General features: G+C 67.9%; 12 protein-coding genes. 6 read left to right on the forward strand and 6 right to left on the reverse strand.

Features of this window, described 5'->3' with window-relative positions:
* Window positions 1-198: 198 nt before the first annotated feature.
* The 3 genes from VEA80_RS19890 to VEA80_RS19900 are packed head-to-tail and all read left to right on the forward strand — an operon-like array spanning window position 199 to window position 4749.
* Entirely contained in the window at window positions 199-702 is a 504-nt protein-coding gene (locus VEA80_RS19890) for a hypothetical protein (protein ID WP_325062543.1), read from the forward strand.
* A gap of 34 nt (window positions 703-736) precedes the next feature.
* A complete protein-coding gene (locus VEA80_RS19895; RefSeq protein WP_325062544.1) occupies window positions 737-2749 on the forward strand; it encodes a TonB-dependent receptor plug domain-containing protein in 2013 nt (670 codons plus the stop codon).
* A 32-nt stretch (window positions 2750-2781) separates the two neighbouring features.
* The gene (locus tag VEA80_RS19900) at window positions 2782-4749 is read left to right on the forward strand and encodes a methyl-accepting chemotaxis protein (protein ID WP_325062545.1); all 1968 of its coding nucleotides are present in this window, start codon (window positions 2782-2784) and stop codon (window positions 4747-4749) included.
* On the opposite strand, the gene VEA80_RS19905 is transcribed toward VEA80_RS19900, so the two are convergent.
* The 4 genes from VEA80_RS19905 to hemC all read right to left on the reverse strand — a co-directional run bounded on the left by VEA80_RS19905 (window position 4746) and on the right by hemC (window position 8912).
* Window positions 4746-6170, reverse strand: coding sequence for a heme biosynthesis protein HemY (locus VEA80_RS19905; RefSeq protein WP_325062546.1), 1425 nt, complete (start codon window positions 6168-6170; stop codon window positions 4746-4748). The two genes, VEA80_RS19900 and VEA80_RS19905, sit on opposite strands and share 4 nt — an antisense overlap.
* A 5-nt stretch (window positions 6171-6175) precedes the next feature.
* A complete protein-coding gene (locus tag VEA80_RS19910; RefSeq protein ID WP_325062547.1) occupies window positions 6176-7168 on the reverse strand; it encodes a COG4223 family protein in 993 nt (330 codons plus the stop codon).
* Window positions 7169-7299: 131 nt separating this feature from the next.
* Entirely contained in the window at window positions 7300-7974 is a 675-nt protein-coding gene (locus VEA80_RS19915) for a uroporphyrinogen-III synthase (protein ID WP_325062548.1), read from the reverse strand.
* On the reverse strand, window positions 7974-8912 hold the full coding sequence (gene hemC / locus VEA80_RS19920; protein ID WP_325062549.1) for a hydroxymethylbilane synthase: 939 nt from the start codon (window positions 8910-8912) through the stop codon (window positions 7974-7976). The genes VEA80_RS19915 and hemC overlap by 1 nt, the downstream gene beginning before the upstream one ends.
* Window positions 8913-9000: 88 nt before the next feature.
* Here hemC and tsaD point away from each other — a divergent pair, with 88 nt between their 5' ends.
* Window positions 9001-10092 carry a tRNA (adenosine(37)-N6)-threonylcarbamoyltransferase complex transferase subunit TsaD gene (gene tsaD, locus VEA80_RS19925; RefSeq protein WP_325062550.1) on the forward strand — a complete coding sequence of 364 codons (1092 nt, stop codon included), beginning with the start codon at window positions 9001-9003 and terminating at the stop codon, window positions 10090-10092.
* 565 nt (window positions 10093-10657) lie between these two features.
* Here the strand turns inward: tsaD and VEA80_RS19930 are convergent.
* Window positions 10658-11296, reverse strand: coding sequence for a TetR/AcrR family transcriptional regulator (locus VEA80_RS19930; protein WP_325062551.1), 639 nt, complete (start codon window positions 11294-11296; stop codon window positions 10658-10660).
* A 51-nt stretch (window positions 11297-11347) separates the two neighbouring features.
* On the opposite strand from VEA80_RS19930, the gene VEA80_RS19935 reads away from it, so the two are divergent.
* Together VEA80_RS19935 and VEA80_RS19940 are read left to right on the forward strand one after the other, a co-directional pair.
* Window positions 11348-12352 carry an NAD(P)H-dependent glycerol-3-phosphate dehydrogenase gene (locus VEA80_RS19935; RefSeq protein WP_325062552.1) on the forward strand — a complete coding sequence of 335 codons (1005 nt, stop codon included), beginning with the start codon at window positions 11348-11350 and terminating at the stop codon, window positions 12350-12352.
* Window positions 12349-12678 (forward strand): Rieske (2Fe-2S) protein, encoded by a 330-nt coding sequence (locus tag VEA80_RS19940; RefSeq protein ID WP_325062553.1) that lies wholly within the window; start codon window positions 12349-12351, stop codon window positions 12676-12678. The genes VEA80_RS19935 and VEA80_RS19940 overlap by 4 nt, the downstream gene beginning before the upstream one ends.
* Window positions 12679-12751: 73 nt before the next feature.
* Here VEA80_RS19940 and VEA80_RS19945 read toward each other — a convergent pair whose 3' ends face one another.
* Window positions 12752-13456 carry a hypothetical protein gene (locus VEA80_RS19945; RefSeq protein ID WP_325062554.1) on the reverse strand — a complete coding sequence of 235 codons (705 nt, stop codon included), beginning with the start codon at window positions 13454-13456 and terminating at the stop codon, window positions 12752-12754.
* Between the last annotated feature and the right edge of the window lie 183 nt (window positions 13457-13639).

Here is a 13639-nt window from a genome sequence, read left to right on the forward strand (position 1 = left end):
GGGCTCACGGCCTATGCCGTTCGTCAGATGCGCGCGCGTTCTCGTGCGCGCGAGCTATATACGCGCGCGCGTGACACTTCGTGTTCGATCGTTGCTGGGCGCAGCTTGCGGCCTACAGCGCGCTTTACCTCCGGTTAGCGTTACGAGCGCGACTTCATCCCCCGCGAACAAATGCAACGCAAAGCAACGGGGGCTTTTGTGAGATCCAGATTCGTCGCGGCGACGCTCGCCGCTTTGATGCTCGCCAGCGCGCCGGCGCAAGCGGACACGAGCGCGCGCGACCTGCAGGTCATGGCGCGCGCTGTCGGCTTCGTCGAAGGCCTACCGCGCGGCAACGTCACCGTCGCGGTGGTCGACGGCCCGGGCGCCGACGCCATCGTCGCGGCGATGGGGGCAGGCGTCGCCGGCGGCGGCGTCACTTTGGTGCCGCGCAAAGTCGCGGTCGGCGCGCTCGCCGGCTCCGGCGCGCGCGTCATCATCGTGCCGGAAGGTCACGGCGGCTCGCATGCGGCGATCGCCGCCGCCGCGCGCGGCCTGCGCGCGATCACGCTGTCGACCGACATGGCGTGCGTCAACTCCGGCAACTGCGTCGTCGGCGTCGCCGCCGAACCGCGCGTCGAGATCGTCGTGTCGCGCGCCGCTTCGGCCGCGAACGGCATCGCCTTCGGCCAGGCCTTCCGCGTGATGATTCGCGAAGTCTGATCCCGTCCATCCCATGAATTCGAGAGAACGAAACATGTCGAACATCAATCTTCGCTTGGCGGCGGCGACACTCGCCGGCGTCGCCAGCATTTCCGGCCAAGCCGCGGCCGACAATGTCGACCGCGCCTCCTTCGCCGAGCTTTTCAACGAACCGGTCACCACGTCCGCCACGGGAGCGCCGCAGCGCGCGACCGAAGCGCCGGTGAACATGACCATCATCACCCAGGACGATATCCGCGCGTCCGGCGCCACCGACATTCCAGGCGTCCTCGAACGGCTCGCCAATGTCGACGTGATGCGCTCGTTCCGCGGCCAGACGGACGTCTCGATCCGCGGCTACAATACGCAGAGTTCACCGCGCCTGCTGGTGCTGGTGAACGGCCGCCAAGTTTATCTCGACCATTACGGCATGACCAACTGGGACGCGATCCCGGTTCAGCTCGGCGAAATCCTGCAGATCGAAGTGGTGAGCGGCCCGAACACGGCGCTGTTCGGCTTCAACGCGGTCAGCGGCGTCGTCAACATCATCACCGTCGACGCGCTGCGTGACGACGTCGACGAAGCCAGCGTCAGCGCCGGCGCGCCGGGCTACACCAGCGCCTCGGGCATCTGGACCACCCGTCTCGGCGAGGATCTCGGTGTGCGCCTCTCGGTCGGCGGCTTCGACGCCGAGTCTTACGAGGGCGACGACATCGCAGTGCAGACCGCGCTCGCGCAGGACGCGCGCGACCCAATGGCGCGCAATGTGGCGCTCAACGCCGCCTACGCGCTGAGCGACAAGACCCGCATTGAATTCGAAACCACCTGGGCGAACTCGGAGCGGACGGAGCGCTACGGCGAACCGATGCTCAGCGACTACGAAACCAACTCCTTCAAGGTCGGTCTGTTCTCTGAAACCGCTCTGGGCATGTTCAACGCGCAAATCTACTCGAACAATCTCGACCTGGTGATGGAGACCGCGTTCGCGCCGCTGACGATCGACAATGCGATCACAGTGGCCTCCGCCTCGCTGGTCGCGAAGCCGGCGCCGGCCCACACCGTGCGTGTCGCCGGCGAGTATCGCGTGAATGAATACGATGACGGCCTCGGCACGACGTCCTACGACGTGCACGCGCTCTCGGGCATGTGGAATTGGCAAGTCTCGCCGGCGCTCGCGCTGACGACCGCCGCGCGTTACGACTCGCTCGAACTGCAGCGCGAAGGCGCCGCACCGGCCAACTTCCCGCTCACGAACGACGATTACTCCACCGACTTCAACGAGTGGAGCTTCAACCTGGGCGCGGTTTACAAGGTGTCCGAGCAGGACTCGCTGCGCTTCTCCGCGGCCCGCGGCATAGGTTCGCCGAGCTTGCTCGAACTCGGCTTCCAGCTGCCGGTGCCGCCGCCGGCGCCGGGCATGACCGTGTTCTACATGGGCAACCCGAATCTCGCTCCGGCGGTGGTCTACAATGTCGAGTTCGGTTGGGATCACGATATCGCCTCGATCAACGGTCGCCTGCGCGCCTCGGCCTTCTGGCAGCGCAGCGAAGATCTCCGCGCCCTTGGCGTCACGTCGACGGTTTACTCGTTCGTGCCGATGATCATCGGCAGCGGCGGCGGCAATGTCGGCGAGTCCGAAATGCATGGGCTCGAGTTCGGCCTCGAAGGCCAGAGCGGGCGCATCCACTGGGACGCGCAATATTCCTGGCGCAGCATCGAGGATGAGCTTGCCTCGACCGCCGCCGCCACGGTGCCGCTCGATTTCGAGGCGACCAGCCCCGAGCACGTCGCCACGGCCGGCGTGCGCTGGGTCGGCGAACGCTTCGAAGTCGGCGCCGATGCGCGCTACACCAGCGAGACGACGCAGTTCGGCGTCGCCAGCGCCGCCTTCGACACGCCCGCTCCGGTCGACGCCTATGTGCAGGTGAACGCGCGGGCCGCTTGGCAGGTCAATGACGCAGCCAGCGTCGAGCTCTCCGGCCGCAACCTGCTCGACGCTGAAACGCAGACAATCGGCCTCAACCCGCTGGAGCGGAGCGTGGTGCTGACACTGCGCACCAGCTTCTGAGCGAGACGACTGCAGGTATGGGAAGCGCGATCATGAACCTCACGAACTTCAAGCCTCGCTTGCCGAACTTGTCGGCCGTCGGTCTTGATCGCGCTTTGTCCAACCTGCCATTCGCGGCGAAGATGCTGGCGCCTTCCGGCGTCGCGGTGGCGCTGATCGTCGCCGTGTCGGGCGCGGGCGCGATGATCATGTCGAATCAGGCGGAGACGACGCAGAGCCTTGCGTCCGAGCAGATGCCGCGCATGCGCGCACTCGCCGGAGTCGACGCCGAGATCAAGGCGATCAACGCCGCTCTGCACGAAGCCTTGACCGAGCAGGCGGCGGGCCGCCCAGGCGCCGCCGCAAAGGTCATGGAGCTGGGGCCCCGCGTCGACGCGTTGAAGGCGCAAGTGGTCGAGCTGCGGGCAGGGGTGCACGATCCCGAGATCGCCGCATCGTTCGATCGCTTGGCCACCGAACTCGACACGTTCAAGGGCGTCATCGAATTCGTCGGCTCGATGATGGAGATCGATTTCGTCAGCGCCGTCTCTTTTCTCGATCCGTTCCGTCAGAGTTACGACTCGATGCAGCAGATCACCGACGGCATCATCGCCGACGCGCTCGCCGACGCGGATGCGGAAGCGCAGTCGAGCGCCGATGAGTCGAAGGCGGCAATGACGGCGCTGGTCGGCGTCGCCGCGCTCGCGGCGCTGATGGCGGCGCTGTTCGCCTGGATCATCAGCCGCTCGACCGGCGCCTCGATCCGGCGCATCGCCACCGTCACGCGCGCCTTGGCGGACGGCAATCTCGACGCCGACGCCGCCGCGCTCGCGCGCAAGGACGAACTTGGCGCTGTGGTCGACAGCCTCGGCGTCTTCCGCGCCAACGCGCTGGAGATGCGGCGCGCCACCGCCGAAGTGGAGCGGGTGCGGATCGAAACCGAGCGCAAGCTCGATGAAGCCATCGGCGCCGTCGTCGTCGCCGCCAGCGCCGGAGATTTCTCCAAACGCGCGCCAGAGACGAAAGAGCTCGGCGGCTTCCTGAACATCGCCCGTGGCCTCAACGCGATCTGCGCCGCGGCCGATTCATTCCTCGCGGAAGTCGAGAGCGAAGCAGAAGCTCTTGCGAACGGCGATCTGACCCGGCGGATCGGCAACGACTTCCAAGGCCGCTTCGGCACCGTCGCCAACAATCTCAATCGCGCCGCCGAAGCGCTCGCCGCGGCGATCGGCGAAGCCTCGCGCGCCAGCGAAGGCGCGCGTCAGCAGGCCTCGCTGATCCATCGCGACGCCAACGAAATGTCGCGCCGTTCGCAGCTGCAGGCAGCGCGCTTGGAAGAAACCGCCGCCGCGATCGTCGAGATGAGCGAGAGCGTGCGCACCAACGCCGCCAGCGCCGAGACCGTCGCGCGCGCGACGGTGGACGTCGCCAAGCGCGCCGAAGCCAGCGGTCAGTTGACCGGCGACGCCGTGATCGCGGTCGAAGAGATCGATCGCTCGTCGCGACGAGTGGCCGAGATTTTGCTGCTGATCGAAGACATCGCCTTCCAGACCAATTTGTTGGCGCTCAACGCCGCGGTCGAAGCGGCGCGCGCGGGCGAGCACGGCCGCGGCTTCGCCGTCGTCGCGCACGAAGTGCGCGCGTTGGCGCAGCGCTCGGCGGAATCGGCCCGCGAGATCAAAAACCTGCTGAGCGAGAGCCGGTCTCAGGTGGAGACCGGCGTGCGCCTGGTCCGGGCGTCGGGGGCCGCGGTCAGCGAGATCGTCGACACCGCCCGCACCGCCTCGCAGCGTGTGTCGCAGATCGCCTCGGCATCGCACGAACAAGCCAAAACCATGGCCGAAGTGTCCGAAGCGGTCAGCGGCATGGATCGCATGACGCAGGAAGCGGCGGCCGCGACCGAGCGCACGCTGGAAGCGGTCGGCGCGCTCAGTCAGCAGGCGCAGGATTTGGCGCAGCTCGTGGCTTCGTTCCGCACCGGCCAATCGGGCGCGTCACAGCCGGCGCGTCGCCGCGCCTAGCGCACTTCTTCGACTTCCACTTCGTCGGGCGCGTTCATGTCGACGCGCGCGTCCGGGCGCGGCGGGGTCAGCACCGCCGTCGGCAGCGCCAGCACGGGCCCGAGCGCATCGACGCCGCCGCGCTCCATGCGCGGGTGGATCAGCTGACCTGAGTCGCCGAACACATAGACCATCCGCGCCCAGTCGCTGTCGTCGTAGAGGAACGCCGGACCTTCCGGATCGAGATCCGACCAATCGGCTTCGCGCGGCGCGGCGGCAGCTTGCGCCAGCCAAGTGCGCGCGCCGTTCTCATCGCCGCGCCCGCGCGCGACTTGCGCGAACAGGATGCAGATGCGCGAGGAGGGGTTTTCGCGATAGGCGTCTTCGAGCGCCGCTTGCGCACCACCCCAATCGCCGCGCTCCATGGCGAGCTCGGCCAGCACGATCTTCGACTCGCGATGGTCGCGACGCTTCTCGGCGAAAGCGCGCATGCGCTCGGCGCGCGCTTCGCGCGTTTCGCCCGGCACGATGTCGCGATAGGCGTGCGCCAGCGCCGGATGCGGCGCGTTCTCCCATGCCTCTTCCAGGATCGCCGCAGCGCGTTCGGCGCGGCCTTCGGCCACCAGCATGCGCGCCGTGATCGCCGCCGCCGGCGCGAAGGTCGGCGCCATGCGGAACGCCTTCTGCGCCATCTCGCAGGCCTTGTCGGCGCGGCGCTCGCGCTCGAGCTTGGCCGATTGCGCGCACATCAGCACCGCGCGCCGGCGCTTGGCGACTTTGTCTTCCACCTGCTTGCGCTTGTCACCGAGATCGAGCGCTTCGATCGCGTTCTCCCAGTCGGCCGCCTGCACGGCGAGATCGAACGCGTACTGGAACGGCCACGTCGCTGTCTTCGAGGCTTTCAACGCCGCTTCCGCGTGCGCACGCGCCGCGGTGCGGTCGCCGCGCTTCAACGCGGCGGCCATCAGGCCCTTGCGGCCGAGCACTTCGGTGTCTTCGTTCTGCAGCATGCCCGAATAGGCGCGCTCGGCGGCCGCGGTATCGCCCGACACTTCCGCTGCGCGGGCCTGCAGCAGCAAAGCCAAACGCGGTTCGTCGATCAGGTCTTCCGCCTTGTCCGCGTGCCGGCGCGCATCTTCGAATTCGCCCGCTTCAGCGGCGATCAAGCCGAGCGCCAAAGCTTCTTGGCCGCGCCGCACCCGCGCGCGTTGGCTGGCTTTGCCGATGCGTCCGGGCGCGTCCATCAGGAACATCACCAAACGCAGCAGCGGCAGCGCCACGGCGATGATCGCCACCAGGATCAACAAGCCGAACAGCGCGGTCGTCGACACTTGCGTGCCGAACCATTCCACCTCGACCGTGCCGGGATCGGTAGTGACGATCTGCCACGAGGCCAGCATCGCGACCACGGCGACGATCAGCAGGAAGGCGACACGCAACATCGGGCTTAGCTCCGCGACAATTCTTGTCGGATCGCTCCGATGCGCTGGTCGATTTCGAGCCGGCGTCGGGCGTCGTTGATCCAATCCTGCGCCGCGCGCTTCGGCTGCTCGGGCAGGCGGTTGAGTTCTTGAACGGCGAGATCGAGCTGGTCGCCCGCAAGCGCCTGTTCAGCGCGGGCGACGATGCCTTCGGGCGTGTCGCCGGAATCGGCGCGGCGGATGATGATCCACTGCGCCAGCGCCGCCTGGATGCGGCCCCAGAAGCCGGCGCCCGCTTGGCTTTGCCGCGCGGCGCGGATGATCTCGTTGTCGAGCCGCTCGAAGCGGTCGCGCAATTCCGAACGCGTTGGCGCGCCGGTGCGCGAGAGCGGTTCGAGCGCGGCGACGTTCGGATCGTTGGGCAACAAAGCTGCGAGCTGCGCATGCGCCTGCTCGAACGGCCCGGACGAGCGCGATGCTTCCGACGCGGCGACGATCGCGTACGACGCCCGCGCCGCGGTCGCGGCCGCGCGCGCTTCCTGCGCCACCGCCGGCAGCTCTTCCTGGAGGCGGCGCACTTCGGTCACCAGCGCCGCGACCTCGGTCGTCGACGGCATCTGGGTGAGGCGCTGTTCGACATCGCGTAAACCCGCCTGCAGCGCGAACACGCGCGCGGCCGTGCCTTCGGCGCCGGCGTCGCCGCTCGCGGCTTCCGCCAGCGGCGTGTTCATCAGCGCTTCGATCTGATCGAGCCGGGCGTCGAGCGTTGCGGCGGTGTTGTCGGGCGTCTCGCCGACGACCTCTTGCGCCGGCGCCACATTCTCGATCGCCGCAGCTATGGCCGGCACCCGCGGCGCGACCGCGCCGCCCGCCGCACCGACGCCGGCCGCCACGACCGCCAACGCCAGTGCCGTGCCCATGCCGACGCCGCGGCCTTCGCGCGGCTCCTCGCGATAGGGCTCGTACTCAACGTCGATCGGCTCGGCGCGTCCGCGCTCTGCGTCGTCGTCTCTGCTCATCGGGACTCCCCAAAGTCTTTCCAGACTTCCCGCGACTTCCCGCATTTCGCGCAGGAAACGAGTCGCAGGCCGCGCCCCGAATCTAGGCTCCTGCCGGAAGCCGCTCAAGCGATTGCGCCAGCGGGGATGCCTCAGTTTTGGAGTAAAGCCGACAGGAGCGCGTCCTCGCGTGGCGCGGGCGCCACGATGATCCGCTTCCATGCGGTTTTGCGCAGCGGGTCGGCCGCCGCTTCGCTGATGCAGGCTGCGACCAGTTCCGCCGCGCCCGGCGCGCCCAGCGCTACGAATGTCTCGGCGGCGCGCGCGCTGTGGAAGAGCACGGCGTCGAGCGCGGCTGCGAACGCGGCGGGGAGGGCGGAGGCGGCGACCGCTTCGTAAGCGATCCGGCGTTCGACGGCGTAGCCGGACGCTACGAGTTCGCCCGCGAGATCGCCGGCGAGATGGGCGCCGCCGATATGGATCAGCTTGCCCTTGATCGGATCGCAGGCGCGCTTGATGAGCACAGCCAGATCCGAAACGTTACCGTCTGCCGAGCGGGCGTCGGCAAAGCCGGCTTCGCGCGCGGCCGCCGCCGTCGCATCGCCGACGGCGAACACCGGCAGCGAGCGAAGCGGGCTCACTGCGGCGAAGGTGCGAACGCCGTTCGTGCTGGTGAAGATCAGCGCCTGCGCGCCTTCTACGTTGGCATCGAACGCACAGGGCGCGATCGTCAGCAATGGCGCCAACACGGGCTCGGCGCCCAGCGCGCGCAAACGCTCGGCGGTGCGTGTCGCTTCGGGCAACGCGCGCGTGATGGCGACGCGCATCACTTGTCGGTCACAGCCGCATCGCCGGCTTCTTCGCGGATTTCGCCGCCCAGGCGCGCGCCGAGCGCTTGCGCTTGCTTCACCGAATCGGCGTCGAGCACGATCCGTTCGCTGCGGCGCCACCGGGCGCCACCGTCAGGGCGCAGGGTTTCGCCGAGCAATGAGAGCGCATCCGTTTCCACGCGCGCGAGCGCGGCGATCGGCGTGCGGCACGAGCCGTCGAGCGCCAGCAAAAATGCGCGCTCGGCTTCGATTTCCACACGCGCGCGCGCATCCTCGAGCTTGGCCAGCGCATCGCGCACGCGCGCATCGCCTTCACGCGCAGTGATAGCGAGCGCGCCTTGGCATGCGGCGGGCGGCATGATCTGCGGATCGATCAAGCTAGCGGCGCGCGATTGCAGACCCAAGCGCTTCAGCCCAGCTATCGCCAGAAAAGTCGCGTCGGCTTCGCCGGCTTCGAGCTTTTTCAGCCGCGTATCGACATTGCCGCGCAGCGTCGAAACTCTGAGATCGTTGCGCGCGTACAGCACTTGCGCCTGGCGGCGCAGACTGGCGGTGCCGACCATTGAATTCGACGCCAGCTCGTCGAGCGTCCTGGCTTTGAGGCTGACGAACGCATCGCGCGGATCCTCGCGCTCGGGCACGCAGGCGAGCGCGACGCCGTCCGGCAGGCGCGTCGGCAAATCCTTGAGCGAGTGGATTCCGATGTCGATGCGGCCGTCGAGCAGGGCTTCGTCGAGTTCCTTGGTGAAGAGCCCTTTGCCGCCGGCTTCGATCAGGCGGCGATCCTGGATGCGGTCGCCGGTCGTAGTGATCGGCGCGATTTCGAACGCCTCTTCGGCGACGCCCATCAGCGCCGCCCAGCGCGCGCGCGTCGCTTCAGTCTGCGCCAGCGAAAGCTTCGAGCCGCGCGCGCCGATGCGGAAGAGAATGGTCATGGCAGTAGGGCAATAAGGCAGTAGGGCAGTAGGGCAAAGTGCTACACGCCCCTATTGCCCTGCTCTCTATTCCCATATTGCCCTTCACATGAAGCCGCTCACCGTTCTCGGCATCGAAACCAGCTGCGATGAAACCGCGGCCGCGGTGCTGCGCCTCGAGGAGAGCGGCCCGGTCGTGCTCTCCGACATCGTGCTCGGGCAGGCGGCGCAGCATGCGCCTTACAAGGGTGTGGTGCCGGAGATCGCGGCGCGGGCGCATGTCGAAGGGCTCGACGGGGTTATCGCTGCGGCGATAGGCGATGCGGGGCTTGGCTTTGCCGATCTGGACGGCGTGGCCGCCACGGCGGGGCCGGGCCTGATCGGCGGGGTGATGGTTGGGCTTTTGGCCGGCAAGGCGATCGCGCTGGCGCATGGCAAACCGCTGCTGGCGGTGAACCATTTGGAAGGCCACGCGCTCAGCCCGCGGCTGGCCGAAGGCGGGGCGGCGTTTCCATATTTGCTGCTGCTCGTCAGCGGCGGGCATTGCCAGTTCATCGCCGTGCTCGGTGTCGGCCATTATCGCCGGCTTGGATCGACCATGGACGATGCGCTGGGCGAGGCGTTCGACAAGCTGGCGAAGCTGTTGGATCTCGGTTTTCCGGGCGGGCCGCTGGTCGAAAAAGCCGCTCAAAATGGCGATTCCAAGCGCTTTTCGTTGCCGCGGCCGCTGCTGGGGCGTGCGGGGTGCGATTTTTCGTTCGCTGGTTTGAAAACCGCGTGCGCGCGCGAGGCCGAACGGCTTGGCGCGCTGACGGATCAGGACAAGGCCGATCTCTGCGCCAGCTTCCAGGCGGCGGTGTGCGATATCGTCGAGGACCGCACGCGGCGGGCGATGGCGATGTTCGAGGATCTGGAAGGAGCGAAAGGGCGGCTGGTTGTGGCGGGAGGCGTTGGGGCCAACCAGGCGATCCGAAGCCTTTTGCAGGCTCTGGGGGAGGAGCGCGGCTACGCCTTCGTAGCCCCGCCGCTTCGCTGGTGCACCGACAATGGCGCGATGATCGCGCTTGCCGGGGCTGAAAGATTGCGGCTCGGATTCAGTGACGACCTGTCATTTCCGGCGCGGCCGCGCTGGCCGCTGGACGGTGAGGCCGCCCGTCTGCGCCCCAGCCACAAGCCGGGGCGCAAGGGAGCGAAAGCTTAGGCGACGACGTGCGCGGCCGTGAACAGAAGCGGCGCAAACGCGGTCGCGACCAGCGCGACGGCGATCACGAGGGCCATGGCCTTGGCGGTCGACGGCAGGTCTTGAGCGGACATTCGAAATTCTCCCCACGAAAGGTTCGATGTTGCAGGTGCGAACATCGATGAGGGTGAAATGGACCCTTTCGGGGAACTTTAGTAGGGCGGATTTTCCAGCGCAGTTATGCGTTTTTGCAAGCGGATCGGATATTAACGTCGCATTACTGCAAAGAAAGAGCAGGCGCGAAGGGATCGCCTTCGCGCCTGCACAAGGACCCTTGGCGCGCTGGGAGCCGCGCCGCAGGCAGAACTCAGAGCACCACCAAAGCGGCGGTCTGGACGATCGGCGCGGCGGCCAGGGCGAACAGGCCGGCGGCGGCGATCACGAAGCTGGTCATCAGCAGGACGGAGGGGCGGGCGGTGGTCATCGGGGGCTCCAGGGCTCGTGGGCTGTCGATGACAAATACCTAGCACCTCCCCTCGCGCTGATCAATGAATAAAAATGATTTCGTTCACTCGATACGGTAGAATTATGTATCGGCTGCTACACTCGCCGGCGCAGCGCCGACTTTGGCCCTCGGCCCACCGGCGTAAAGCCCGTTCAGGATCAGCCCCATTACGCCTTCGAATTCGCGCTCGAGCTTGGGCAGCGTCAGCTTCGAGAACAGCTGCGGCAGGCCGAATTTGATGGTGGCGGACTGGATCATCTCGGCGACGTATTCGGGGTCGCACGGGGCGAAGACGCCGCTCTTCACGCCTTCCTCGACCACGGCGCTGATGCTGACCCGCTCCAGCGCGATGAGCTCGTTCATGAACATCGGCCGCTCGCGCGCCAGAACCTCGGCAACTTCCAGAATTTTCGCGTTTTCTTCGAACATCTGGAAGTTGTCGCGCATGCGCCGAGCGAGCATTTCCTTGAGCTTGCGGTCGGCCGGCCAGTCTTTGCGGCGCGCGACCTGGGCGAGACCGCCCTGCTCCTCGGCGTAGTGCTTGCGCGCCATCGCCTCGGCGATGTCGATCTTGGCTTCGAAGAAGCGATAGATGTTGCCCGGCGACATGTCGCAATCGGCGGCGATCTCGGCCATGGTTGTCTTGCCGTAGCCGTAGTGTTTGATGCGGTTCATGGCCGCTTGAAGGATGCGGTCGCGGGTGGCGGCTTTTTCGTCCATCCCTACAAACTACCGGGTTTCTACTGAACGTTCAATGAAGGATTCAGCCGCTTGAGCCAGCCGTACGAGAACGTGGCCGTCCTGGGCGCCGGGGCGTGGGGCACGGCGCTGGCCCAGGTGGCGGCTGCGGCCAAGCGGGCCGTGACGCTCTGGGCCCGTGAGGCCGAGGTGGTGGACGGGGTGAACCAGGCGCAGGAAAACCCGCTCTTCCTGCCCGGCGTCCGTCTCAACCCTGTCATCCGCGCCACCGACGAGCTGGAGGAGGTCGCGAGCGCGGATCTGATCCTGGCCGTGCCGCCGGCCCAGCACATGCGCGCGACGCTGAAAGCGCTTCGGCCCCACCTCCGCACCGGCACGCCGATCGTGCTCTGCGCCAAGGGGGTCGAGCGCGGCACGCTGGCGCTGATGACCGACGTGCTGCAGGAGGAGCTTCCCGATCGGACGCCGGCGGTGCTGTCCGGGCCCGGGTTCGCCAAGGACGTCGCCCGCGGCCTGCCGACCGCCACTACCATCGCCAGCCCGGACCAGGAATTGGCGCAGCGCATCGTCGCCACCATCGGCCTGCCGACGTTTCGGCCGTACGTGGCCGACGATCTGGTCGGCGCCGAGATCGGCGGGGCGGTGAAGAACGTTATCGCCATCGCTTGCGGCGTGGCCGAGGGCCGAAAGCTGGGCGACGGCGCACGCGCGGCCTTGATCACCCGCGGCTTCGCCGAACTCACGCGTCTCGGCCTCGCCATGGGGGGCAAAGCCGAGACGCTGTCCGGTCTCTGCGGCCTGGGCGATCTTGTGCTCACCTGCGCCTCGCTCACCTCGCGCAACACCTCGCTGGGGGCTGCGCTCGGCGAAGGGCGCAAGCTCGCCGACATCCTGGCCGAACGCCGCTCGGTGGCCGAAGGCATGGAGAGCGCGCCGGCCGTGGCGGCGTTGGCGGAAAGGCATAACGTCGAGATGCCGATCTCGACCGCGGTGGACGCGATCGTCGCCGAACGCATCAGCATCGATGACGCCATCACCCAATTGCTGGCGCGGCCGTTCAAGGCGGAAGGGGTTTGACCATCCTCGCGCGTCTCGACGCGCTGGCCGATCCCGGCGCGATCGTCGTCGAATACGAGGACGGCGCCGGCGTGCGCCGCTCGCTCATCCTCACCCGCGCCGGCGATCATGTCGCCGCATTCCGCAATGTGTGCCCGCACGCCGGCTATCCGTTGCAGCGCGCCGATGGGCGCATCGTCGTGCAGGAGGCGCGCTATCTCGTCTGCATGGCGCACGGCGCGAGCTTCACGCTGACCGACGGCGCCTGCGCCGGCGGGCCATGCAACGGCGATGGGTTGGAGCGGGTGGGGATCGAAGTGGCTCAAGGCATGATCCTGTTGCGTTGAATTGCGCGCGCGCGGGCGTTCCCGCGTTGCGTGCTGCAACCGGGGCTTGGGCGCTCCGAGGCTTGGCTTGAGTTCAACTTGAATCTGGAAAGGGCGCAGGGGTGGCGACGCAGCCGGTGAAGGCGGCGTTGGTGGCGCGCAAGCCGAGCAGCGGATCCTGGTGGTCGCAGCCGTTGCCGCGCGCGCTCGCCAGCACGAAGCGCCACGCCAGCTCGGGGACGCGCTGCGCTTCGCGCGCGAGCCTGTTGGCGAGACGCGCGGCGTGCGGCAGCGGGTCCTTGAGCACGCGGCGCAAAGCTTCGAGGCGGCGGGCGAGGCGGAAGGCGGTTTCGTCTTCGTTGCGAAGGACGCGCGGCTTGCGCTCCAGCGGCTGCGGCGGGGGATCGGCCGGCACGCCGTAGGCGAAGGGCGCGCGCCAGCTTTGCGGATGGTAGAGATCGGGCTTCATGACCGCGCGTTCGCGGCGCGCGGCGAACGCTTGCGTTTGCCGCGTCGGCGGCGCTGCTGGCGGCGCGGCGATCGCCGGCGCGCCGCTCACGGCGGCGGCGAGTTCGGCGCTGCGGATCGCGGCGGCTTCGGCGAGCAGCAATTTGCGAACGACGTGTTCGAGCAGACAGAGCCGCGCGACGATGGCGCGCCGCAACGGACGCGTCAGCCGGCGGAGAACGGCGATCACCACCGGCGCGCCGAACGAGTCGACGGCGCGGGCGAAGGACTCGCGGGCGCGGCGCCAGAGCGGTTCGGCGGTGAGTGTCAGGGCTGTTGTTGCTGCGTTCATAAGCAGCATTATCACCCAGTTCTGGCGCAGTCGGATAAGTTTCGACGCGGCGCTTGGTTTCCAACGCTCTTGAGCCGGAAATACGAGGATAGACAGGTGAGCTATCCCCGCTCCCCCTCGATGGGGGAGCTGCCGTCCGCCGGAGCGCAGCGCAGGCGGATGACTGAGGGGGCGAGACCCAGG

It is taken from the genome of Vitreimonas sp. (assembly GCF_035627415.1).
Taxonomy (GTDB): Bacteria; Pseudomonadota; Alphaproteobacteria; order Caulobacterales; family Aquidulcibacteraceae; genus Vitreimonas.

Excerpts from the sequence above, each read along its gene's own strand:
- VEA80_RS19895 (WP_325062544.1), top strand. The coding sequence starts at position 737 with ATGTCGAACATCAATCTTCGCTTGGCGGCGGCGACACTCGCCGGCGTC.
- VEA80_RS19900 (WP_325062545.1), top strand. The coding sequence starts at position 2,782 with ATGAACCTCACGAACTTCAAGCCTCGCTTGCCGAACTTGTCGGCCGTC.
- VEA80_RS19905 (WP_325062546.1), bottom strand. The coding sequence starts at position 6,170 with ATGTTGCGTGTCGCCTTCCTGCTGATCGTCGCCGTGGTCGCGATGCTG.
- VEA80_RS19910 (WP_325062547.1), bottom strand. The coding sequence starts at position 7,168 with ATGAGCAGAGACGACGACGCAGAGCGCGGACGCGCCGAGCCGATCGAC.
- VEA80_RS19915 (WP_325062548.1), bottom strand. The coding sequence starts at position 7,974 with ATGCGCGTCGCCATCACGCGCGCGTTGCCCGAAGCGACACGCACCGCC.
- hemC (WP_325062549.1), bottom strand. The coding sequence starts at position 8,912 with ATGACCATTCTCTTCCGCATCGGCGCGCGCGGCTCGAAGCTTTCGCTG.
- tsaD (WP_325062550.1), top strand. The coding sequence starts at position 9,001 with ATGAAGCCGCTCACCGTTCTCGGCATCGAAACCAGCTGCGATGAAACC.
- VEA80_RS19930 (WP_325062551.1), bottom strand. The coding sequence starts at position 11,296 with ATGGACGAAAAAGCCGCCACCCGCGACCGCATCCTTCAAGCGGCCATG.
- VEA80_RS19945 (WP_325062554.1), bottom strand. The coding sequence starts at position 13,456 with ATGAACGCAGCAACAACAGCCCTGACACTCACCGCCGAACCGCTCTGG.